The organism is Ruegeria sp. AL3 (genome assembly GCF_056536065.1).
This window is the reverse complement of record NZ_JBQFJG010000001.1, coordinates 2,849,998-2,871,797: the sequence shown is the minus strand read 5'-3', so window position 1 is coordinate 2,871,797 and position 21,800 is coordinate 2,849,998. Positions and strand designations below refer to the sequence as shown.

The 21,800-nt window shown below is 59.8% G+C and carries 17 protein-coding genes; 12 read left to right on the top strand and 5 right to left on the bottom strand.

Annotation, left to right across the window (positions count from 1 at the left end; all coding sequences use genetic code 11):
- Nucleotides 1-110 precede the first annotated feature (110 nt).
- From dusB to ntrX, 5 genes are all read left to right on the top strand, one after another.
- Entirely contained in the window at nt 111-1,094 is a 984-nt protein-coding gene (gene dusB / locus ACR3E6_RS14475) for a tRNA dihydrouridine synthase DusB (protein ID WP_480487733.1), read from the top strand.
- Nucleotides 1,091-2,179, top strand: a complete 1,089-nt coding sequence (locus ACR3E6_RS14470) for a two-component system sensor histidine kinase NtrB (protein WP_152458153.1) — start codon at nt 1,091-1,093, stop codon at nt 2,177-2,179. Before dusB ends, ACR3E6_RS14470 begins: the two co-directional genes overlap by 4 nt.
- Nucleotides 2,179-3,546 (top strand): response regulator, encoded by a 1,368-nt coding sequence (locus ACR3E6_RS14465; RefSeq protein ID WP_171167875.1) that lies wholly within the window; start codon nt 2,179-2,181, stop codon nt 3,544-3,546. The genes ACR3E6_RS14470 and ACR3E6_RS14465 overlap by 1 nt, the downstream gene beginning before the upstream one ends.
- A gap of 123 nt (nt 3,547-3,669) precedes the next feature.
- A complete protein-coding gene (locus tag ACR3E6_RS14460; protein ID WP_480488150.1) occupies nt 3,670-5,934 on the top strand; it encodes a sensor histidine kinase NtrY-like in 2,265 nt (754 codons plus the stop codon).
- Complete coding sequence (gene ntrX, locus ACR3E6_RS14455; RefSeq protein WP_171632094.1) at nt 5,931-7,340, top strand: nitrogen assimilation response regulator NtrX; 1,410 nt, start codon at nt 5,931-5,933, stop codon at nt 7,338-7,340. Before ACR3E6_RS14460 ends, ntrX begins: the two co-directional genes overlap by 4 nt.
- An 18-nt stretch (nt 7,341-7,358) precedes the next feature.
- Here ntrX and ACR3E6_RS14450 read toward each other — a convergent pair whose 3' ends face one another.
- The gene (locus ACR3E6_RS14450; RefSeq protein ID WP_480487730.1) at nt 7,359-7,820 is read right to left on the bottom strand and encodes a hypothetical protein; all 462 of its coding nucleotides are present in this window, start codon (nt 7,818-7,820) and stop codon (nt 7,359-7,361) included.
- Nucleotides 7,821-7,934: 114 nt separating this feature from the next.
- Between ACR3E6_RS14450 and trkA the strand changes: the two genes are divergently transcribed.
- The 5 genes from trkA (at nt 7,935) to ACR3E6_RS14425 (ending at nt 12,818) form a co-directional block, all read left to right on the top strand.
- On the top strand, nt 7,935-9,311 hold the full coding sequence (gene trkA / locus ACR3E6_RS14445; protein WP_152458149.1) for a Trk system potassium transporter TrkA: 1,377 nt from the start codon (nt 7,935-7,937) through the stop codon (nt 9,309-9,311).
- Nucleotides 9,311-10,849, top strand: a complete 1,539-nt coding sequence (locus ACR3E6_RS14440) for a TrkH family potassium uptake protein (protein WP_480487728.1) — start codon at nt 9,311-9,313, stop codon at nt 10,847-10,849. Before trkA ends, ACR3E6_RS14440 begins: the two co-directional genes overlap by 1 nt.
- A gap of 132 nt (nt 10,850-10,981) precedes the next feature.
- Nucleotides 10,982-11,221, top strand: a complete 240-nt coding sequence (gene hfq, locus ACR3E6_RS14435) for an RNA chaperone Hfq (protein WP_005982826.1) — start codon at nt 10,982-10,984, stop codon at nt 11,219-11,221.
- Nucleotides 11,221-12,498: a GTPase HflX gene (gene hflX / locus ACR3E6_RS14430; RefSeq protein WP_480487726.1), complete on the top strand. Its 1,278-nt coding sequence runs from the start codon at nt 11,221-11,223 to the stop codon at nt 12,496-12,498. The genes hfq and hflX overlap by 1 nt, the downstream gene beginning before the upstream one ends.
- A gap of 14 nt (nt 12,499-12,512) precedes the next feature.
- The gene (locus tag ACR3E6_RS14425; RefSeq protein ID WP_480487724.1) at nt 12,513-12,818 is read left to right on the top strand and encodes a putative quinol monooxygenase; all 306 of its coding nucleotides are present in this window, start codon (nt 12,513-12,515) and stop codon (nt 12,816-12,818) included.
- Between the two features lies 1 nt (nt 12,819).
- On the opposite strand, the gene ACR3E6_RS14420 is transcribed toward ACR3E6_RS14425, so the two are convergent.
- From ACR3E6_RS14420 to hemB, 4 genes are all read right to left on the bottom strand, one after another.
- A complete protein-coding gene (locus ACR3E6_RS14420; protein WP_171632108.1) occupies nt 12,820-13,215 on the bottom strand; it encodes a nuclear transport factor 2 family protein in 396 nt (131 codons plus the stop codon).
- A gap of 109 nt (nt 13,216-13,324) precedes the next feature.
- Nucleotides 13,325-15,787 carry a penicillin acylase family protein gene (locus ACR3E6_RS14415; protein ID WP_480487722.1) on the bottom strand — a complete coding sequence of 821 codons (2,463 nt, stop codon included), beginning with the start codon at nt 15,785-15,787 and terminating at the stop codon, nt 13,325-13,327.
- A gap of 169 nt (nt 15,788-15,956) precedes the next feature.
- Nucleotides 15,957-16,532 (bottom strand): lipid-binding SYLF domain-containing protein, encoded by a 576-nt coding sequence (locus ACR3E6_RS14410; protein WP_171362765.1) that lies wholly within the window; start codon nt 16,530-16,532, stop codon nt 15,957-15,959.
- A 142-nt stretch (nt 16,533-16,674) separates the two neighbouring features.
- Nucleotides 16,675-17,673, bottom strand: a complete 999-nt coding sequence (gene hemB / locus ACR3E6_RS14405) for a porphobilinogen synthase (RefSeq protein ID WP_480487720.1) — start codon at nt 17,671-17,673, stop codon at nt 16,675-16,677.
- Nucleotides 17,674-17,793: 120 nt separating this feature from the next.
- Here hemB and ACR3E6_RS14400 point away from each other — a divergent pair, with 120 nt between their 5' ends.
- Complete coding sequence (locus ACR3E6_RS14400; RefSeq protein ID WP_152458141.1) at nt 17,794-18,318, top strand: component of SufBCD complex; 525 nt, start codon at nt 17,794-17,796, stop codon at nt 18,316-18,318.
- A gap of 21 nt (nt 18,319-18,339) precedes the next feature.
- Nucleotides 18,340-21,798 (top strand): transcription-repair coupling factor, encoded by a 3,459-nt coding sequence (gene mfd / locus ACR3E6_RS14395; RefSeq protein WP_480487718.1) that lies wholly within the window; start codon nt 18,340-18,342, stop codon nt 21,796-21,798.
- Nucleotides 21,799-21,800 lie beyond the last annotated feature (2 nt).

Below are 21,800 nucleotides of genomic sequence, written 5' to 3'. Positions count from 1 at the left end.
TGATTAATAATTAGGCAAATGATGATTTTGCGGGCTTGCTGCATGCCGATTTGTTGTTCATATGCGCAGAAAACGATATCAAAACCACAACTGCCCAAGGATTAAGCACGTTGACACTGCACCTTGCCGACAAGGAAATAACACCGCCTGTTTTGCTGGCCCCCATGGCCGGAATCACCGACCGCCCGTTTCGCGATCTGGTGATGCGTTTCGGTGCGGGTATGGTCGTCAGTGAAATGGTCGCCAGTCAAGAGATGGTGCAGGCCAAGCCCGGTGTGCGGGAACGGGCGGAACTGTCCGCAGATGTGGAAAACACCGCCGTGCAACTGGCCGGGCGTGAGGCCCATTGGATGGCCGAGGCGGCCCGTCAGGTGGCCGACCGTGGCGCGCGGGTGATCGACATCAACATGGGGTGCCCCGCCAAGAAGGTAACAAACGGTTATTCCGGCTCGGCCCTTCTGAAAACACCGGATCACGCGCTGGCATTGATCGAGGCCGTGGTGGGCGCGGTCGATCTGCCGGTGACGCTGAAAACCCGGCTGGGATGGGACGACACTCTGTTGAACGCGCCCGACGTGGCACGCCGCGCTCAGGACGCGGGTATTCAGATGGTCACGATCCATGGCCGCACACGCTGTCAGTTCTACAAGGGTCACGCCGATTGGCGGGCAATCCGGGCGGTGAAAGAGGCCGTATCGATCCCGGTCATCGCGAACGGAGACATCGTGGACACTGACGCCGCCCGATCCGCGTTGCGCCAATCCGGCGCGGATGGGGTGATGGTCGGTCGTGGCGCCCAGGGCAAGCCTTGGGTGTTGGCGCAAATCTGTCACGACCTGTACGGGGCCGAGGCGCCAGAGATTCCGACCGGTCATGATCTGGTTGATATGGTTTGCGCGCATTATCAGTCGATGCTGGATTTCTACGGCGCCGATCTGGGTTTGCGTGTCGCCCGAAAGCATCTGGGATGGTACATGGACGAAGCCGCAACGCCCGCGCCCTTGCGTCGGGCTGTGCTGACGTCACGTGATCCCGCGGAAGTTCTGCGCCTGTTGGCGGATGCACTCAGCGACACGGACGAGGTGGCGGCATGAATTCCGATGCCAGCATCTGGAACTCGCTGCCGGTTCCGGCGTTCATTATTGATGAACAGGATCGGATATCCGATGTGAATGCTGCGGGTGAGGGGTTTCTGAACGCGTCGCGCAAATCGGTGATCGGCCATCCGGTGTGGGATCAGATCGCGGTGGACGCGCCGTTGGAAGAGGCGTTCGAGCGCGCCCGCTGGCAGGGCACGCCATTGTTCGTGAATGATGTGGATGTGGGGTCGGGTAGCCGGGCGCCGCTGCAATGTGCGTTGCAGATTGCGCCTTTGGTCGGGCATCCGGGCTCCATGATCATGATCATCTCGCCTCGTGAACTGGCAGGTCGGATGACGCGGGGGAATACGGTCAAATCCGCGGCACAATCCGCCATCGGCATGGCGGAAATGCTGGCGCACGAGATCAAGAACCCGCTGGCCGGGATCACTGGTGCGGCGCAGTTGCTCAGCATGAATATACCGCCGCAAGATCTTGAATTAACGGATCTTATTGTTGCCGAAAGCCGCCGGATCGTGAAGTTGCTGGAACAGGTCGAGCAATTCGGGAACCTTCAGAAACCTGACTTCAAGCCAGTCAACATCCACGATGTGCTGGATCGCGCAAGACGGTCGGCATTGTTGGGATTTGGCGCTGACATGACGATCGTCGAAGACTATGACCCGTCGCTGCCGCTGGCTTACGGAGACCCGGATCAGATTCTGCAGGTGATCCTGAATCTGCTCAGGAATGCGTCCGAAGCGGCAGGACCGCAGGGCGGAACGATCCGCCTGCGGACCTATTTCGAACATTCCTTCCGGTTGCGTCGCAGTGACGGGTCAGGGCATTCGCTGCCCTTGCAGATCGAGATAATCGATGATGGTCCGGGCCTGCCAGAAGACATCCGCGGCGATATTTTTGATCCCTTCGTATCCGGCAAGGAAAACGGCACCGGCCTGGGGCTGGCGCTGGTCAGCAAGATAATCTCGGACCATGACGGCTGGATTTCGGCCGAATCCGTGCCCGGGCGAACGGTATTCAAACTGTCGCTGCGCCGCGCGCCGCGAGACGCAATCGAGGACAAGAAGGAGAGCACCTGATGGATGGCACCGTACTGGTCGCGGACGACGATCGCACGATCCGCACTGTTCTGACACAGGCCCTGACGCGTGCCGGGTGCAAGGTGCATGCGACCTCATCACTGACCACGTTGATGCGCTGGGTCGGCGAGGGAAAAGGCGACGTGGTGATTTCCGACGTGGTCATGCCCGATGGAAACGGTCTTGAGATGCTGCCGAAGATTGCCGAAGACCGCCCCGGTTTGCCGGTGATCGTGATTTCCGCACAAAACACCATCATGACGGCGATTCAGGCGACAGAGGCGGATGCGTACGACTATCTGCCAAAACCCTTCGACCTGCCGGATCTGATGAAACGGACGGCGCGGGCGCTGGATCAGAAGCAACGCGCCCAGCCAGAGCCGGCCGTGGGCACAAGCGAGCGCCCCGAAGAACTGCCACTGGTCGGGCGAACACCAGTGATGCAGGCTCTGTACCGGTTGGTCGCCCGGGTGATGAACACGGACCTCTCGGTCATGATTTCCGGTGAAAGCGGCACGGGCAAGTCACTGATAGCGCGGGCCATTCACGATTTTTCCGACCGTCGAACCTTGCCCTTTGTCACTGTCACCGCTGCCGAACTGCGCGATCTGGAAGGCCCGGCCCGTGTGATGGCGCGGGTTCGCGGCGGCACGCTGTTGATAGACGAAATCGCAGATATCGAAGATGAGGTTCAGGCGCGCATCGTCCGCATGATGGATACTCCGGGCGATCACGTTCCCCGTTTCATGGCCACCAGCCAATCAGACCTGACCGAAGGGATGGAGAACGGGCGCATCCGTCAGGACCTTTATTATCGTTTGTGCGGGGCGACGATCCACGTTCCATCACTGCGTGAAAGGGTGGATGACATTCCGCTGCTGGCCGAGCACTTTCTGGCTCGGGAAGAGCGGGAAAACGGCACCAAACGCTGGCTCAGCCCCGAGGCGGTGGAACTGGTGCGGCGCTATTCCTGGCCCGGGAACGTGCGGCAACTGGAAAATGCCGTGCGCCGGTTGGGTCTGACCAGCCGAGCCGATGAAATCACCAAAGCCGAAGTGGAAACGGTGCTGGGCAGCCAGCCAGAGGCGGAACCGGTCCTGAGCGGCGGCGAACGCGAAAAGCTCTCGACCTCGGTCGAGCGGCATCTGCGGAGATATTTTGACCTGCACGGCAACATTTTGCCGCCCCCGGGCCTGTATCAGCGCATTTTACGGGAAGTTGAGGCCCCGCTGATCGAAATCGCGCTGGATGCAACCGGCGGAAATCAGGCGAAATGTGCCGATTTGCTGGGAATCAACCGAAATACGTTGCGAAAAAAGATTACGGATCTCGATATTCAGGTGACACGTCGACGCAAACTGATGTAATATCGCCACACAAACCGTGGCATCCCGGCATCTGTTGGGAAAAGATCACGATATATGGCGGTAAGCCGCGCAAGCGGCACATCAGGATGAGGGCAGACAGTGGCAACCCGAGCACAGAGCGGGATGATCCCATCGATCAGTCGATGGCGTAAATCACGGAAACTGCGCAATTTTGGCACTCTGGGGCTGGTCCTCATGGGCCCCGTTCTGGCGCTGGCCACTTACCTTGTCATCGGTCCTTTCGATCTTGGTGCGACGGCACCGACCTTGCGACTGATTCTGTTGGCCGACCTTGTTTACGTTCTGGTTGTTGCAGCACTTGTGCTTGGACAGGTTGGCAGCTTGATTGCCGCACGACGGGCCAAGTCGGCGGGTTCGCGCCTGCATTTGCGCCTGATCGGGGCGTTTACTCTGCTGGCGCTGGTACCAACCGTGACCGTGGCGATTTTTGCCGGATTGACCGTCAATATCGGCCTTGAGGGCTGGTTTTCCGACCGCGTGCGTCAGGTTGTGGGATCTTCGCTGACGGCAGCAGAAGCGTATGAACAGGAACACCGTCGGGGGTTGACGCAAGACGCGTCTGTTCTTGCGCGATATCTGGATAATGCGCGATCGCTGGACTTCTATATCTCGGACGCTGAACTGCGCGAAGTTCTGGCGCAGGGGCAGGCTCAGATTCAACGGGGGCTGCGCGAAGCCTATGTCATCGACGGTGGTGGCGAAATCAAATCGCGCGGGGACCGGTCCTACCTGTTCAACTACGAAGCCCCAACCCCCGAACAGATTGCTGAAGCCACCGACAAGGGCTTGCTGATCATCGCCGACTGGCCCAACAACGAGTTCCGTGCGCTGGTTCCTCTGAAGGCTTATCTGGATCGCTATCTCTATGTCAGCCGCGAGGTGGACGGACAGTTGTTGACGCTGCTGGACGATACCAAGGAAACGGCACAGTTCTACCAACAGCTTGAAAGTGAACGGGGCCGGGTGCTGTTCGAGTTCGGCCTGTTGTATCTGGGCTTTGCCTTGATCCTGATCCTTGCGGCAATGTCCCTGGGCATGTGGTTTGCCGAACGGCTGTCGCGTCCCGTGGGACGGTTGACCACTGCGGCACAGAGGGTTGGGGCCGGTGACCTGAGCGTTCAGGTTATTGAAGAAGCCAGCGACGACGAAATCGCGATGCTGGGCCGGTATTTCAACCAGATGACCCGGCAGTTGAAAGGACAGCGGGATACGCTGTTGGAGAACACGCGGCAGATTGAAAGCCGGCGCCGTCTGTTCGACTCGGTGCTCAGCTCGGTCACGTCCGGTGTCGTTGGCGTAGACCCGGAAGGATGCATCACCTTCGTGAACCGCTCGGCCGAGCGGTTGCTGGATTGGACCAGGGGCGAGCAGCATCTTGCCATCGGCATTGCAGTGCCGGAATTTCTGCCCCTGTTCGAAAGTCTGAAGGACAGCGGGCAAGAGGCCGTTCAGGGAGAAATCAAGGTGACCCGCAAGGGGCGGCTTGAGAACCTGTTGGTCCGCATGGCCATCCGGCGCGGAGAAGACGGGGGCCTGGAAGGATATGTGGTTGCCTTCGATGACGTCACCGATCTGGTCAGCGCCCAACGGATGGCGGCCTGGGGTGACGTGGCCCGCCGCATCGCGCATGAGATCAAGAACCCTCTGACCCCGATCCAGCTGAGCGCGGAACGGATCAAGCGCAAGTTCTCACGCAAGCTGGACGAGGAAGACAGCAGCAGCCTGGATTCGATGACCAACGTGATTGTGCGGCAGACCAACGACCTGCGTCGCATCGTGGATGAATTCTCGAAGTTTGCACGGATGCCTGAACCCGAGCGCAGGGAAGAGAACCTTGTTGATCTGGTGCATGAGGCGGTCCTGCTGCAACAGGCCGGGCAGTCGGATGTGCAGATCGATGCCGATCTGCCGCAACAGCCCATCATGGCGGATGTGGATGCAACCATGCTGAATCAGGCGCTGACCAACCTCATCAAGAATGCCGGGGAAGCCATTGCAACCCTTAAGGAAAAAGGGGCGCCCGACAATCTTCTGCCACAGATCAAAGTGGCGGTCACCAGTGATGACGCGGGTACGGTCATAACCATTGCAGACAACGGGATCGGCCTGCCCGAGGATCGGGCACGGCTGTTTGAGCCCTATGTAACGACACGTGACGAAGGGACCGGACTGGGCCTGCCCATCGTCAAGAAGATCATTGAAGAGCATGGCGGCGCGCTGACCCTCGAGGATGCGCCCGTATTTGACGGACAGGACCATTTTGGCGCGATGGCCGTGATCCGATTGCCGGGGGTTACTGGGTCCCAAGCGGCAGCGCCACAGAAGCAGGCAATTAGAACCAACAAACTGAAAGCAGGCCAAAGATGAGTGACATTCTGATCGTAGATGATGAGCGCGATATTCGCGAGCTGGTGTCCGACATTCTGGAGGACGAAGGCTATTCAACCCGGCTGGCGGCCAACTCGGACGAGTGCATGGCGTCAATCAACTCGGAACCGCCGGGGTTGTTGATCCTGGATATCTGGCTGAAGGACAGCCGCATGGATGGCATCGACATCCTGAAAGCGGTGAAACGTGACAACCCGGACGTGCCGGTGGTGATCATTTCCGGCCACGGCAACATTGAAATTGCCGTCGCCGCAATCAAGCAGGGCGCGTATGATTTTATCGAAAAGCCGTTCAACATAGACCAGTTGATGGTGGTGATCCGCCGCGCGATGGAGACCTCTCGCCTGCGTCGCGAGAATGCGTCTCTGAAGCGGAAAGAAGTCAACAATTCCGACATGATCGGCAAATCCGCCGCGTTCCGCGCCATGCAAGGGCAGTTGGACAAGGTGACCAAGTCGAATGGCCGCGTGATGCTCAGCGGCCCTGCGGGGTCCGGCAAGGAGATTGCAGCACGGTATATCCATGCCCATTCAAATCGCGCCAACGCGCCATTTGTCACGGTAAACTGTGCCGGGATCGAACCCGAACGTGTGGAAGAGGTGCTGTTTGGCCGGGAATCGGCGGAACGCGGCGTGGAATCGGGTTTGCTGGAAGAGGCGCATGGAGGCGTGATCTATTTTGACGAAGTCGCCGACATGCCCCTTGGGACACAGTCAAAAATCCTGCGGGTGCTGGTGGATCAGCAGTTCCAGCGTGTCGGTGGCAGTGACAAGGTGCGCGTGGACCTTCGCGTGATCTCGTCAACAAGCAAGGATCTTGACGAAGAAATCGCGGCTGAACGGTTCCGGGAAGAGCTGTACCACCGTCTGAACGTCGTCCCGATTGCCGTGCCGTCACTGGAAGATCGGCGTGAAGATATCCCGGTTCTGGCGCAGCACTTTATTGAGATGTGCAACGAAACTCAGGGTTTGCCGATCAGGGAATTGTCGGAAGAGGCTGTCGCGCTGCTGCAGACGATGACGTGGCCCGGCAACGTGCGCCAGCTCAAAAACCTGATCGAGCGGGTTCTGATCCTTGGCGATGGCTCCGGCCCGATTGAGGCGCGTGAGTTGCCCAACGAGGAAGAAAAGGCAGAAGATTCAGGTCGTGTCGTGTTGTCTGGCGCACTGGCCACCTTGCCGTTGCGCGAAGCCCGCGAGGCGTTCGAGCGAGAGTATCTGCTGACACAGATCAACCGGTTTGGCGGCAATATCAGCCGCACGGCCAGCTTTGTAGGCATGGAACGCAGCGCCCTGCATCGGAAGTTGAAATCGCTGGGCGTGGTGACTTCGAACAAATCCGGTGCGCGCGTGGCGCAAATCGATGAACCCGAACCGGCAGAATAATCTGCCGGTCGCACGGCCTCAGCCGGCCTGGCCAGGCGTTATGATCTGAAATGAGCCGTCATCGAATTTTACAAAGCACGACGCGCTGTTGAGCGGTGGCAAAGTGGTTGTTCGCGTTGCGGGCACGCGTGATTTCACGTTCTGTTTGCACGGCGGCAGGCTTACGGGTCGAAACCCTTTCTGTGCCATGCATTGCGCTTCGACCGTGTTGCGCAGGCCCTGATTCACATCCACGGTATAAACACGGCCGGGCTGCCACCAGCCGGGTGATTGATAGCAACGACCCCTGCCATCGCAATATGTGCGCCCCGGCCAATAGGTTGGCGGGCTTTGGCGGATCTGATTGGCTACCGGCACTTCCTTGACCGCCTTCAGCTGGCACTGAGTGGTCTCTTTTTGCAGGCGCGATACGGTTTCACCTTCGCGGTAGTACAGCGAAAGTGGTCCGCAAGAAGACAGCACCATCAAAGGTAACAGCATAGGAAACAGCGTTTTCATATGCTTATCATGCCGCAGCCGGGCTGCGATGACAATTCAATTGACCGCTCTGGGGGCATCTGTCATTCAATCCCCTCAGGCAGAAGGGCCAGAAGCATGAAGGTCATTATTTGCGGTGCGGGTCAGGTCGGCTGGCAGATCGCGCGGCATCTTTCGGGCGAACTGAACGATGTTACCGTCGTGGACAACAATCCCGACCTTGTAAGGCGGGCGACTGAAACGCTTGATGTGCAGGGGATCGCCGGGTTTGCAAGTTATCCGGACGTGCTGGAACGGGCAGGGGCCCGTGACGCTGACATGATCATTGCCGCCACCCATTCGGATGAGGTGAACATGGTCACCTGCCAGATGGCGCACTCGGTCTTTTCGATCCAGCGCAAGATCGCGCGCCTGCGGTCGAAATCCTATCTCGAGGCGATCCACTCGGATCTGTACCGTCGTGATCATCTGCCGATTGATGTGGTGATCAGCCCCGAACGCGAAGTTGCCGCCGCCGCCATGCGCCGCCTGTCTGCCCCATCCGCCTTTGACACCGAGATTTTCATGGACGGCAAGGCGCAGCTGCTTGGAGTGCGGGTGGAAGAGGATTGCCCGATCGTCAATACGCCGTTGCGGCAGCTGACGGATCTGTTCTCGACCCTCAGTTCCATTGTGGTTGGGGTGCGGCGCGAAGGCACGCTGTTTGCGCCCGAGTCCGAGGATCAGCTGTTCGTGGGCGATGAATGCTATGTCTTCACCAACGTCAAGGACGTGGATCGCACCATGGAGGTGTTCGGCAAAGCGCAAAAACGGCAGGATCGCGTGGTGATCGTGGGCGGCGGAAATGTCGGGCTGGAAGTGGCCAGAACGCTGGAAGAACGCGAAAGCCGCGTGCGGGCCAAGATCATCGAGCGCGACCGCCATTGCGCTGAACTCGCCGCCGAAGCTCTGGAACGGACGATCGTGCTGCATGGCGACGGGCTGGATGCCGGGTTGCTGAGCGAGGCGGGGATCGAACGGGCCGATGCGATGCTGGCAGTTACGGATGACGACCGTACGAACATGCTGGCTGCGGTGCGTGCCAAGGCCGAAGGCTGCGCTCTGGCGATTGCATTGATCAACGATCCCAGCATGGTGGCCCTGATGGGGCCTTTGGGGATCGATGCTTATATCAACCCGCGGGCCACGACCGTCAGCTCGATCCTGCGGCACATCCGGCATGGACGGGTGCGTCAGGTCTATTCAATCGGGGACGCCGAGGCCGAAGTGATCGAGGCCGAGGTTCTTTCGACCTCGCCTATGGCCGGGCAACGTCTGCGCGATATCGACTTCCCCGAGGGGGTGCTTGTGGGCGCGGTCCGCAAGGGAGACGAGGTTCTGCGACCGACAGGTAGCCTGCGGATCGATGAAAAAGATGTGGTCGCAATCTTTGCCATGGCCAAGGACGTGCCAGAGGTTGAACGCCTGATGCAGGTTTCAATCGATTTCTTCTGATGGCGCATGCAGGGACACAACAGGTTGGATTGTTGCGGCGGTTGCCGTTGTTCCTGCTGATCTGGGGCATTGCATCCCTGACCATGTGGATTCCGGCGATCTATGCATTGGCTCTGGACGATCACGACACGTCACGATCCTTTCTGTATTCCGGGATCCTGGGCTTGTTTCTGGTAGCCTCCATCGCGATGGCGTCCTCCAACCGCATACCCCGGCGCGGCACGTTGGGGCAGCTGGCGGTGATGCTGGCCTGTTTCACGCTGCTGCCCATATTTCTTGCGATCCCATTTCACGACGCGCTTGGTACGACCACCTTTCTGAACGCCTATTTCGATATGGTCAGCTCTCTGACGACCACGGGGGCGGACCTGTTTCCGGATCCGGCCCGCCTGACGGCCCCGTTGCATTTGTGGCGCGCCATGGTCGGTTGGATGGGCGGCCTGCTGATGTGGATCGCCGCTGCGGCTATCCTTGCGCCGCTGTCGCTTGGCGGGTTCGAGGTCACTGCCAAAGGCCAGCCGGGGCGCCCGGTGTCAGGGGTGGCGCAGAGCGAACGCGTGGACCCGCGTGGCCGTCTGATCCGTGTCGCAAGGACCCTGACGCCAGTCTATGTCGGGCTGACGACCGTGATCTGGGTTCTTCTGTTGATCGCCGGTGAAGTCGGTCTGACGGCGGTGTGCCATGCGATGGCAGTGATGGCCACGTCCGGCATCTCTCCTGTCGGGGGCATGGAAGGGGCGCAGGCCGGGTTTACGGGCGAAGCCATCCTGTTTCTGTTCCTGTTCTTTGCTCTCTCGCGTCTGACTTTTTCGAAGGATACCGCGACAACAGGCTATTCCCGTCTGGATACGGACCCCGAGTTTCGTATTGGTCTGATGATTGTCCTGGGCGTCGCAATCCTGTTGTTCTTCCGGGTTGTTGCGGGCGTGACGGAAATCGGTGGTCAAATGGAACCATTGCAGGCCTTGCAGGTCATCTGGGGGATGCTGTTCACCGTTCTGGCTTTCCTGACGACGGCCGGTTTCGAAAGCGCGAACTGGAACGACGCACAGCAACTGTCGGGATTGGGAACGCCCGGTTTGCTGTTGATGGGGCTGGCATTGATCGGCGGCGGGGTCGCGACGACAGCCGGAGGGGTCAAGCTGTTGCGGGTCTTCGCGCTGTATCTGAATGGCGCACGAGAGATCGACCGCCTGATCTATCCCTCATCCGTCAGCGGTGCAGGGGGGGGCAATCGCCGCATTCAAAGCGATGGTGCGTTCATCGCCTGGATCTTTCTGATGCTTTTTGCGCTGACCCTTGCGGTCTTCAACCTTCTGCTTGCGGCGATGGGGTCCGGGTTCGAACAGGCCATGGTGCTCAGCGTGGCCACGCTCAGCACGACGGGGCCGTTGATCGAGTTGGCCACGGACGTTCCAATTCGCCTGATCGATCTTTCTGCCAGCGCCAAGCTGACGCTGTGCGCGGCCATGGTCATCGGGCGTCTGGAAACGCTGGCGATCATCGCCCTGATCACCCCGTCGCTTTGGCGGGATTGAGCCGGGCACATCGTGCGGCGGCTAACGCCTGATTTTTCATCTGGAATATCTGTGCGTAGCACTCCATACTCTGCCGGAGGGAGCGCGTTGGTCCGCAGCGCGTAGCAAGAACAATGGCGAGATTATAAAAATATGGCTTCGGACAGACAGAATCTTCAGGATGCCTTCCTGAACAATGTACGGAAAGCTAAGGTTCCGGTCACGATTTTCCTGATCAACGGTGTGAAATTGCAGGGTGTCATCACCTGGTTCGACAATTTCTGCGTATTGTTGCGCCGCGACGGACAGTCGCAGCTGGTCTACAAACACGCGATTTCGACCATCATGCCGTCACAGCCGATCAACCTGTATGAGGGCGAAGACGCCTCTTGATGGAACATGAGCGGGCGCGCACCCGGGCCTGGGTGCTGCATCCCGAAATCAAATCAGATGAACAGCGCCGTGTCCCCGAACCGGCGCTGGAAGAGGCGGTGGCACTGGCCGCCGCATTGCCCGATCTGGACGTGATCGGATCAGAAATCGTGCGACTTCAACGCGCGCAGGCCGGGTATTTGTTCGGCAGCGGCAAGATTGAAGAACTTGGTGCGCGTTTTCGCGACAACGAGGTTGAGCTGGTTCTGATCGACGGGCCGGTGACCCCGGTGCAGCAGCGCAATCTGGAAAAGGCGTGGAAGGTCAAGATCCTCGATCGGACCGGGTTGATCCTTGAGATTTTCAGCGATCGCGCCCGCACGCGGGAAGGGGTATTGCAGGTCGAGATGGCCGCGCTCAGCTATCAGCGGACGCGACTGGTACGGGCGTGGACTCACCTTGAACGTCAGCGCGGTGGTTTGGGATTTGTCGGCGGACCCGGCGAAACCCAGATCGAAGCCGACCGCCGCGCCATTGACGAGCAACTGGTGCGCTTGCGGCGGCAGTTGCAGAAGGTGGTCAAGACCCGGACACTGCACCGGGCCGCCCGGGCCAAGGTGCCTTATCCAATCGTCGCACTCGTCGGGTATACGAACGCAGGGAAATCGACGCTGTTCAATCACCTGACCGGGGCCGAAGTGATGGCCAAGGACATGCTGTTCGCCACACTGGATCCGACCATGCGCCGCGTACAGTTGCCCGACGGCCCCGAAGTGATCCTGTCGGACACGGTGGGCTTTATCTCGAACCTCCCGACCGAGCTTGTGGCGGCTTTCCGGGCGACGCTGGAAGAAGTCCTGGGGGCCGACCTGATCGTCCATGTGCGTGATATCAGCCACGAGGAAACCGAGGCGCAGGCGCAGGATGTCGAGGCGATCCTGACCTCGCTGGGCGTCGACGAAGAGAGGCCCCGGCTTGAGGTCTGGAACAAGATAGATCTGCTGAGCGCTGATGAACGCGAGGCGACATTAGCGCGGGCGGACCGAGATCCTGAGATATTTGCGATTTCGGCTGTAACCGGGGAAGGCATCGCACCTTTGCTGTCCGAGATCGCGATGCATCTGCAAGGTGCACGGCGTGAGGCGGTGTTGGATCTGTCTTTCTCGGACGGGGACAAGCGGGCCTGGTTGTTCCGGCAGGATGTGGTGCGCACAGAAGAACAGACCGATGACGGTTTCCGCATCACGGTATTGTGGACCGATAAACAGGCGGCTCAGTTCGAGGCGCTGAAGAATTAGCGATGGGGCCGGATATGTCCGACAAGCCGGACCAAAGAGTGTTCCTGACCGGCCATATCGATGTGCCTGTGGACCGGCTGGAAGAGGTGCGCGCGGCGTTGCCGGACCATGTGAAACTGACCCGTGCGGAACAGGGCTGCATATCCTTTGACGTGATCGAGGATCAGACCTGTCCGGGTCGGTTCAACGTGTCAGAAGTATTTGCAGATCAGCAGGCTTTCGATGCACATCAGGCCCGGACACGGGCGTCTGACTGGTCGCGGGTCACTCAGGGGATACCGCGGGACTACAGGATAGAACGCGCATCCTGCGGACGTTGAGTCAGGCCCCGTCAATCTGCCGTTGATGGTCGTCTGCGTCGAACCAGCCCGATGATGATTGTACAAGGTAATCTGACGTCAGTTCCCACTCTTCCCAGCCGCGCGCTATGACGTGATTGCCGGTTACGGAATGGTGCCCTTCGCGGGTCCAGACGAATATGGCATGAGATCCGGCCCATCGCATCATGTCGCAACGCAGCTCGAGATCCGGGAAATCCGCGTAAAAACTCCGGGCCATGTCGGCGATCGCCACGCGCCCCTCGATCGGGTCGCCCCGGTTGATGGTGACCTGCCCGTTTGACGCGAAGAAGCCGGCAACCGCGTCGGGGTCACCCGAGCTCCACGCTATTGCGTAGTCTCGCGCGAGGTTATTCAGAGTATCCCGAATGCTGGCCATACTCGCCCCCTTTTGGTCCCACATGATCGGTGCCGTTATGTTAGGCGAATAAAGCTGTCGGTGCCACGATGCCCCCGCGAACAGGGCGGGGACTTGCCGAATAGGCGGATTATCGCGGGATCAGATTGGTAACCCCGACAGCCGCAGCGCGGGCCAGATCAAGATCCAGTGACATGGGTATGTATTCTCCACGCCGCCACAGCTGCGCCTGATCGTCATAGTAACGCGACAGGAAATGACCCGATTGCCCGGTCGCCGTAATGAAGACCGAGCTGTTGGGGTCGGCAAAGTCATAAACCCCGCGATACCCGGCGCCGTGCACATTCTGGAACGGATCAGGCCCTTCGCCCGATGTTCGGCCACGCAGCAATGTGTTGTCGCCGCCGCTGGTCGATTGGCGAATGTTCACAAAAAAACGCAATATAGGGACTGAGCCCAGCACGGGGTGATCATGCGTTGCCTGATGCGCGTCGCCCCAACGCAGGGATTCAAGTGCGCTGCCATATCGTTCAGAGATCCAGATCAGCGCGTCGTCCAGCGCAAGCCGTGCCATCTCGGTGCATGTCTCGACCGGTGCGCTTTGGATCACGTCGCACCAAACACCCGCGCCGTCAATGTCGCGGTAGACCCGTTCGATGAACAGCGGTTCGACATGTTTGTATTCACTGGCCAAAGGCCCAAGCTCGTCCGAGATCAGCCGGATTTGCAGCGCACGCAGCCAGGCCGCATAGATCAACGGCTCGGGCAGGTGTTCGTTCATCTCACCGTTCCAGTCCGCAAGCAGCGACAGCGCGATCTGGCGCTGGCGTTCCGGCGTTCCTTCGGGGGCCGAAGCCCCGGTGAACCACAGATCGGCACCGATCAGCGGCAGCAGGGACCGCGCGGTAAAGCTGACCGTGTCCAGCTGTGCCTCGATAAAGCTGTCGCGGGTATGCACCTCGCGCGATTGCATCAGGCGTTCCCAGCGATGCACGCGCTGCGTATCGCCCCATTCATACGAGACGTGATCCGGGAAGGGGCGGTCTATGATCTTGTTGTTCGTGTTGCCCAGAACACCGCCGACGGGGGCCACGAATTCCGGGTTGCCGGCATAGGGCAGGCGGCCTTGCCAGCGATTGGCCTCGATCCAGCCGGGCGAGGGGATGCGCCCCCGGCTTTGGTTTAGCGGATCACGCCGAGGCATGGCGCCGATCAGCTTCATCCCGATTGTCGTCTTGTCGACCAGCGACAGGTTCTGAGAAGGCGCGATGAACTGCTCACCGACCGCGATGGCCTGCTCCACGTTGTCGGCGTTCATCAGCGCCATGGACGCCGACATCGACGTGTCCCGCGGGCTGAACGCCGTCCAGGACAGCGACGCCACATGGCCCGGCGGCGTGATCGTTTCCAGCTTGTAATCCGTGCCCGGCAGCACTGGCCCATTGTCTGTCCAGCGCAGGGTCAGCGTAACCGGAGCTTCCCCCTTGATCTCGATGATCGAAGGGCGGGTCTGGAATTCCTTGAAGCCGGTCGGGGTCAGGTATTCCTCGGGGTTGTCAGGATTCAGTTGCTCGATATGTACGTCCTGATCGTCAAGATACGAGGATGTAAGCCCCCATCCCAGCCGGTCGCTGCGTCCGGTCATGATGGCGGGCACACCGGGGATCGAGGCCCCGATGACACCGCCTTTTTCCAATCCGAGATGTGCCAGGTACCAAATCCCGGGCGCAGTGAAACCCAAATGAGGGTCGTTGGCCAACAGGGTTCCGCCACTTGCAGAACGTGACGGCGCGGCGGTCCAGGCGTTTGAAGCTCCGGCCAGACCACGTTTGGGAAGGGGCGAAAGAGGTGTGTCGGGAATGTCCGTTCCCGCCGCATACCGCGGAAGATTTGGGAACAGGGTGGCATATTCCGGCAACGCCGCGATCCCGGGTCCGGGAACGTCGGGCAGGATATCGGCCAGACGCTCGGGGTTGTTCAGCATCAGGGACGTGCGCGCACGCAGAACTTCATCGGTCAGGTGACCTGACAGTTGCAGCGCCATCAGCTTGATCATCGCGATACTGTCACCCGGTTGCCAGGGCGAGACCGGCATGTTGAACAGGAACATCTCGGGTGCGCCGCGACCCAGCGCCTCTTCGTTGATCTCGGTCAGGCGGGCATTGACCCCGGCGGAATAGGCGCGCAAGGCGGCCTTGGTATAATCGTCCTGCACCTCGACCGAGCGGTGGGCCAGCCCGTAAAGGTCCAGTCTGCGCAGCAGCTTGTCGATGTGAAGCGTGCGCGGGCCAAAGACCTCGGACAGTCGGCCTTGCGCGGTACGGCGCATGACCGTCATCTGCCACAGTCGATCCTGTGCATGGGCATATCCCAATCCAAAGAACACATCGGGATCGGTCTGGCCCAGAATATGCGGCACGTTGGCGGTGTCGCGTACGATTTCAACCGGGGCGGTCAGACCGTCGACCTCAAGCGTTTGGTCATAGTCCGGCAGGGATTGGCTGGCCAGAAAATAGACAAGGCCCATGGCGGCGAGGATCAGAATGATCAGACCCGACGCGATGCGCACTAGCCAGCGGAAAACAAGACCCATTACTGCCCCAGATTCTTATTCAGATGAAGGTTGGGCAAAGACTAGAGGATGGTCGGTCCGACCGAAAGAGGAACGCGGCAAGAACCTGCGTGGAAAGGGTTGAAATCAAATGCCCCGCCGCAGTGTTGTTCTGCGACGGGGCCGTGTGTGGGGGAAGTGGTAATCCGGGTTATGGGATGATGCGGGTGTATTTCGTACCTTCGACGGTCGCGCCGAATTTAAGACCGGCCTGGCCGAAGACCACCGCCAGCACCGGCGAACGCAGTGTTGTCGTGTCCGTGGACAAGGAATTTCCGGTTGCGTCAACCACATATCCAATATCGGCACCGGCGGTCCATCCGCTGGAACGGCGGAAATCGTTCAGCGCATCTTCGGTCATGAAGAACAGGATATGCGCATATTGCTGCGCACCGATTTGCAGACCTGCGGTTCCGGAAATTGCAGAATAGTAATCGACCGTGGCGCCGTTGATGCGCAGCGCGCCTTGGCCGTAGGCACCGCCAAAGAAGATCAATCCGGCGTCGGTGATCAGGGGCATAACCAACATGCCGTTGGCTTTGTTCGCGATTTCCACGGTGTTGGGGTACCGGCTGTACATTTCGGTCAGCGTGGCATCGACGCGGGCATCGATCGTGGCCGAGTTTGAGTTGCCGACGCCGTTGCCACAGGCAGCGGTCAGGGACAGGCCTGCCATGCCCAAGGCAAAGCCGCGACGGTTCAGTCGGGGGGAGTTGGAACTGCTCATGGTTATTTTCTCTGTAACTGTGCCTGACGTGTCGGGTGATCCCGATCTTGCCGGCAAGGATACGCCGATTTGGGCGTTGTGTCACGGGAAAGCTGCCCGCTCAAGGGGGCTTGTCGGCGAAAAGCTGCGACTCTTCGGGGTTTTAGCCCTGCAGGATCCGGGCAACCTGAGGCGAGAAATAGGTCAGAATACCGTCGCACCCGGCGCGTTTGAAGGCCAGCAGGCTTTCCAGCATCGCCTTTTCTCCGTCGATCCAGCCATTCTGGGCGGCCGCCTGGATCATCGCGTATTCCCCCGATACCTGATAGGCACAGGTGGGCGCACCAAAGCAGTCTTTCACACGACGGCAGATATCCAGATAGGGCATTCCGGGTTTGATCATCACCATGTCCGCGCCTTCGGTCAGATCGCGTTCGATCAGGCGCAGGGCTTCGTTCGAGTTGGCCGGGTCCATCTGATAGGTTTTCTTGTCACCGGACAGCGCGCCCGAGGCGCCGACGGCGTCGCGGAAGGGGCCGTAAAAAGCGCTGGCGTATTTCGCGGCATAGCTGAGGATCATCACGTTGTGATGCCCGGCGCCTTCCAATGCGCGGCGCATTTCCCCGATCCGGCCGTCCATCATATCCGACGGTCCGATGATGTCGGCACCGGCATCGGCCTGGGCAAGGGTCATCTTGACCAACGCTTCGATGGTCTGATCATTCACGATCTCGCCGTCGACGACATAACCGTCATGACCATTGATATTGTACGGGTCCAGCGCCACGTCCGTCATCACTGCAATGTCAGGGGCTGCCGCCTTGATCGCCCGGATGGCCCGGTTCGACAGATTGTCGGGGTTCCAGGCCTCGGCGCAATCCTCGGTCTTGAGCGCGGAATCCGTGTAGGGAAAGATGCATATCGCCGGGATTCCAAGCGCTTGTGCTTCGACGGCCGCGTTTGCAATCAGATCCACTGACCGGCGAACCACGCCCGGCATCGAGGGAACGGGTTCTTCAACCCCTTCACCGTCGCGGACGAAAACGGGCCAGATCAGGTCGTCCGTGGTCAAGGTGTTCTCGCGCACAAGTCCGCGGATTGCCCGGGATTGACGGGCACGCCGAAAGCGGGTCATGGGATAGGGGGCAATGGTCGGTTTCATGGCGCGTTCTCCTTGAACATTCGTGCATTGGGTGGCATGAATTCACAAAGGTCTCAAGGGTATCAATGGACGCGGCAGCGTGGCAGAACCTCCCTGAGTGGTTGGAATAAAGGGTTGGGTTTGGACTGGTACTCTTCGATCTTTGAAGTCATCGACATGCGCAGCTTTTCGAATCTCTGGTTCTGGATCGTGCTGGCGGTTGTCTGGTCATCGGCGAGTCACTGGGTAATGGGCATTCCCTACGATCTGGTGGTGCGTGCCCGACGCATTGGCGGGCAGGTCGAGATCGACCTTCTGGACATCGTTCGCATACACACCAACCGGATCCTGTTGATCGTCGACATGTCAGGCACCATCCTGTTGGCATTCGGGTGTTTTCTGTTCACCGGGCTGGCCACGCTTGGATTCTATTACGGTGTCGAGTTCGCGCAGGCCGTGTTCCTCCTTCTGTTTCCACTGACGCTTGTTCTGGTGGTGAACATCGTGCACGCGCGACGATTGCGGCGGCAGGAACTGACGCTCGAGTCTGTTTCGAAAACCATTGCGCGCTGCCGGCTCTATACCCAGATCATAGGCATGATCTCGATACTGGTCACTTCGTTCTGGGGCATGTATCAGAACATCTCGATTGGCGTTCTGGGATAGCAAAATCTGAAAGGCGAGGCGATGAAGGCTCCGAACCACGTGACAGTTGGCGGCGCCCCCGAAGGGTTTGACGCGCAGCTTGTGCTGAACGAAATCGCCCGCAGCAACGGGCCGGTGGCCCATGTCGCACGTGACGACAAGCGGATGGAGGCGATGCGCGCGGCACTGGCCTTCTTTGCCCCCGACATGCCGGTCTTCGTGTTTCCGGGCTGGGATTGTCTGCCCTATGACCGGGTGTCACCCAACGCCGACATTTCAGCGGCCCGCGTTGCCACGCTGGCGGCTCTGGTTCACCAGATGCCGCAGAAATTCGTGTTGTTGACGACATTGAATGCGGCAACCCAACGCGTCCCGGCGCGAGACGTGCTGCGCGAGGCGGCGTTTACCGCCCGTGTCGATCAGCGCATTGATGAGGCCGCGCTGCGTAACTTCCTGGTGCGCATGGGCTTCACGCAAAGCCCCACCGTGATGGAGCCGGGCGATTACGCCATTCGCGGTGGTATCATCGATATCTTCCCGCCGGGTGAATCGGGCCCCGTCCGTCTGGACCTGTTCGGAGACGTACTGGACGGCGCGCGCCGTTTTGATCCCGTGTCTCAGCGCACGACCGAAAAGCTGGACGTGGTTGAACTTGCGCCGGTGTCCGAGGTCATTCTGGATGATGCGGCCATTACGCGGTTCCGCCAGAACTATCGCATCGAATTCGGCGCCGCGGGCACGGATGATCCGCTATACGAAGCGGTAAGCGCCGGTCGCAAGCATCAGGGTATCGAACATTGGCTGCCCTTCTTCCATGAGAAGCTTGAAACACTGTTTGATTATCTGCCGGATGCCACGATCACCGTCGATGATCAGGTTACACCGGCCAGATTGGCCCGATGGGAGACGATTGCCGATCAATACGAAACCCGGCGTCTGGCGCTGGAAAACCGATCCCGCATGGATACGGTCTATAAACCGACACCTCCGGGCCTGCTGTATCTGGATGCTGCTGCGTGGGAGGCGGCCGTCGCAGGGCGGCGTGTCATGCAGTTCAGCCCCTTGCCGCAGGCCTCGGGTCCCGGTGTCATCGATGCGGGCGGGCGGATCGGGCGCAATTTTGCTCCGGAACGTCAGCAGGAAAGCATCAGCCTGTTCGGTGCTTTGGCCAGCCACATCAGCGCCAAGCTTGACAAAGGTCCGGTGCTGATCGCGTCCTATTCAGAAGGTGCGCGCGAACGTCTGACCGGCCTGATCGAGGATGAAGGTCTGGCCGAGGCGATTCCCATTGCCAATGGAACGCGCATCGGAAAGCGCGGCCTGCACCTTGCCGTCTGGGCGTTGGAGCACGGGTTCGAAACTCCTGATCTAACGGTGATCGCTGAACAGGACGTACTGGGCGACCGCTTGATCCGGCAACCCAAGAAGCGCCGCAAGGCCGAGAATTTCCTGACCGAGACTCAGTCGCTCAGCCCCGGCGATCTGGTGGTGCATGTGGATCACGGCATCGGTCGATACATGGGGATGGAGGTCGTCACGGCCGCCGGTGCCGCCCACGAATGCCTGCTGCTGGAATATGCCGAGCAGGCAAAGTTGTACCTGCCGGTCGAAAACATCGAACTGCTGTCGAAATACGGCCATGACGAAGGGCTTTTGGATCGACTCGGCGGTGGCGCTTGGCAGGCCAAGAAAGCCAAGCTGAAAGAGCGCATTCGCGAGATGGCGGACAAGCTGATCCGCATCGCGGCGGAACGTGCGCTGCGGAAAGCCCCCGTGATGGATCCACCGCCGCACGCGTGGGAGGAATTCAGCGCGCGTTTCCCCTATCAGGAAACCGATGATCAGTTGCGCGCCATCGCCGAGGTGATGGAGGATATGCACTCGGGCGCGCCGATGGACAGGCTGATCTGCGGTGACGTCGGCTTTGGCAAGACCGAGGTGGCGATGCGCGCCGCCTTTGTCGCCGCCATGTCCGGCGTGCAGGTTGCGGTGGTGGCACCGACAACACTGCTTGCCCGACAGCATGCCGCAAGCTTCAGGGAACGGTTTCGCGGCTTCCCTCTGGAAGTGCGGCAATTGTCGCGTTTCGTCTCGGCCAAAGAGGCGCAGCAGACACGTGACGGGCTGGCCAAGGGCACGGTCGATATCGTGATCGGGACCCATGCGCTGTTGGCCAAGAACATACGGTTTCACAATCTGGGTCTGCTGGTCATCGACGAAGAACAGCATTTCGGTGTTGGACACAAGGAACGGCTGAAGCAACTACGCAGTGACATCCATGTTCTTACCCTGACCGCAACCCCGATTCCGCGAACCTTGCAATTGTCACTGACAGGGGTGCGCGATCTGTCGATCATCGGCACACCGCCCATCGACCGTCTGGCGATCAGAACCTATGTCAGCGAATTCGACGCGGTCACGATCCGAGAGGCGCTGCTGCGCGAACACTATCGCGGCGGGCAGAGTTTCTACGTGGTTCCGCGCATCTCGGACCTGCCCGAGATCGAGGAGTTCCTGAAAAGCCAGCTGCCCGAACTGACCTATGTGGTTGCACACGGCCAGATGGCGGCGGGTGAACTCGATGACCGAATGAACGCGTTTTATGACGGAAAGTATGATGTGCTGTTGGCCACAACTATTGTGGAAAGTGGTTTGGACATTCCAACGGCGAACACGATGGTCGTGCACCGCGCCGATATGTTCGGTCTTGCGCAACTTTATCAGATCCGGGGCCGGGTGGGCCGGTCCAAAACCCGTGCCTATGCCTATCTGACCACCAAGCCACGACAGAAACTGACCGCCACTGCCGAGAAACGCCTGCGGGTTCTGGGCTCGCTGGACACGCTGGGCGCCGGGTTTACTTTGGCCAGTCAGGACCTCGACATTCGGGGCGCTGGCAATCTGCTGGGCGAAGAACAGTCTGGCCAGATGCGCGATGTGGGCTATGAGCTTTATCAATCCATGCTGGAAGAAGCGATTGCCAAGATCAAGGCCGGCGAGATGGAGGGGCTGTCAGATGCCGACGACCAATGGGCCCCACAGATCAATCTGGGCGTGCCGGTTCTGATACCCGATGATTACGTGCCCGATCTGGATGTTCGTCTCGGCCTCTACCGCCGCCTGTCGTCGCTGTCGACCAAGGTCGAATTGGAAGGCTTTGCCGCAGAGTTGATCGACCGTTTCGGCAAATTGCCGAAAGAGGTGAATACTCTGATGCTGGTCGTGCGCATCAAGGCCATGTGCAAACGGGCGGGCATCGCCAAGCTGGACGGAGGCCCGAAAGGCGCGACGATCCAGTTCCACAATGACAAGTTCGCATCCCCTCAGGGATTGGTCGAATTCATTCAGAACCAGCGCGGCATGGCCAAGGTCAAGGATAACAAGATCGTCGTGCGCCGGGATTGGAAGAAAGACAGCGACAAGATCAAAGGGGCCTTTGCGATTGCCCGCGACCTTGCTGAAAAAGTGGTCGCGGAAAAGAAGAAGACCAAGGCTGGCTGATG

What these genes read in the sequence shown, in the direction of transcription:
- ACR3E6_RS14470 (WP_152458153.1), top strand. Translation starts at nt 1,091, where the DNA reads ATGAATTCCGATGCCAGCATCTGGAACTCGCTGCCGGTTCCGGCGTTC.
- ACR3E6_RS14465 (WP_171167875.1), top strand. Translation starts at nt 2,179, where the DNA reads ATGGATGGCACCGTACTGGTCGCGGACGACGATCGCACGATCCGCACT.
- ACR3E6_RS14460 (WP_480488150.1), top strand. Translation starts at nt 3,670, where the DNA reads ATGATCCCATCGATCAGTCGATGGCGTAAATCACGGAAACTGCGCAAT.
- ntrX (WP_171632094.1), top strand. Translation starts at nt 5,931, where the DNA reads ATGAGTGACATTCTGATCGTAGATGATGAGCGCGATATTCGCGAGCTG.
- ACR3E6_RS14450 (WP_480487730.1), bottom strand. Translation starts at nt 7,820, where the DNA reads ATGCTGTTACCTTTGATGGTGCTGTCTTCTTGCGGACCACTTTCGCTG.
- trkA (WP_152458149.1), top strand. Translation starts at nt 7,935, where the DNA reads ATGAAGGTCATTATTTGCGGTGCGGGTCAGGTCGGCTGGCAGATCGCG.
- ACR3E6_RS14440 (WP_480487728.1), top strand. Translation starts at nt 9,311, where the DNA reads ATGGCGCATGCAGGGACACAACAGGTTGGATTGTTGCGGCGGTTGCCG.
- hfq (WP_005982826.1), top strand. Translation starts at nt 10,982, where the DNA reads ATGGCTTCGGACAGACAGAATCTTCAGGATGCCTTCCTGAACAATGTA.
- hflX (WP_480487726.1), top strand. Translation starts at nt 11,221, where the DNA reads ATGGAACATGAGCGGGCGCGCACCCGGGCCTGGGTGCTGCATCCCGAA.
- ACR3E6_RS14425 (WP_480487724.1), top strand. Translation starts at nt 12,513, where the DNA reads ATGTCCGACAAGCCGGACCAAAGAGTGTTCCTGACCGGCCATATCGAT.
- ACR3E6_RS14420 (WP_171632108.1), bottom strand. Translation starts at nt 13,215, where the DNA reads ATGGCCAGCATTCGGGATACTCTGAATAACCTCGCGCGAGACTACGCA.
- ACR3E6_RS14415 (WP_480487722.1), bottom strand. Translation starts at nt 15,787, where the DNA reads ATGGGTCTTGTTTTCCGCTGGCTAGTGCGCATCGCGTCGGGTCTGATC.
- ACR3E6_RS14410 (WP_171362765.1), bottom strand. Translation starts at nt 16,532, where the DNA reads ATGAGCAGTTCCAACTCCCCCCGACTGAACCGTCGCGGCTTTGCCTTG.
- hemB (WP_480487720.1), bottom strand. Translation starts at nt 17,673, where the DNA reads ATGAAACCGACCATTGCCCCCTATCCCATGACCCGCTTTCGGCGTGCC.
- mfd (WP_480487718.1), top strand. Translation starts at nt 18,340, where the DNA reads ATGAAGGCTCCGAACCACGTGACAGTTGGCGGCGCCCCCGAAGGGTTT.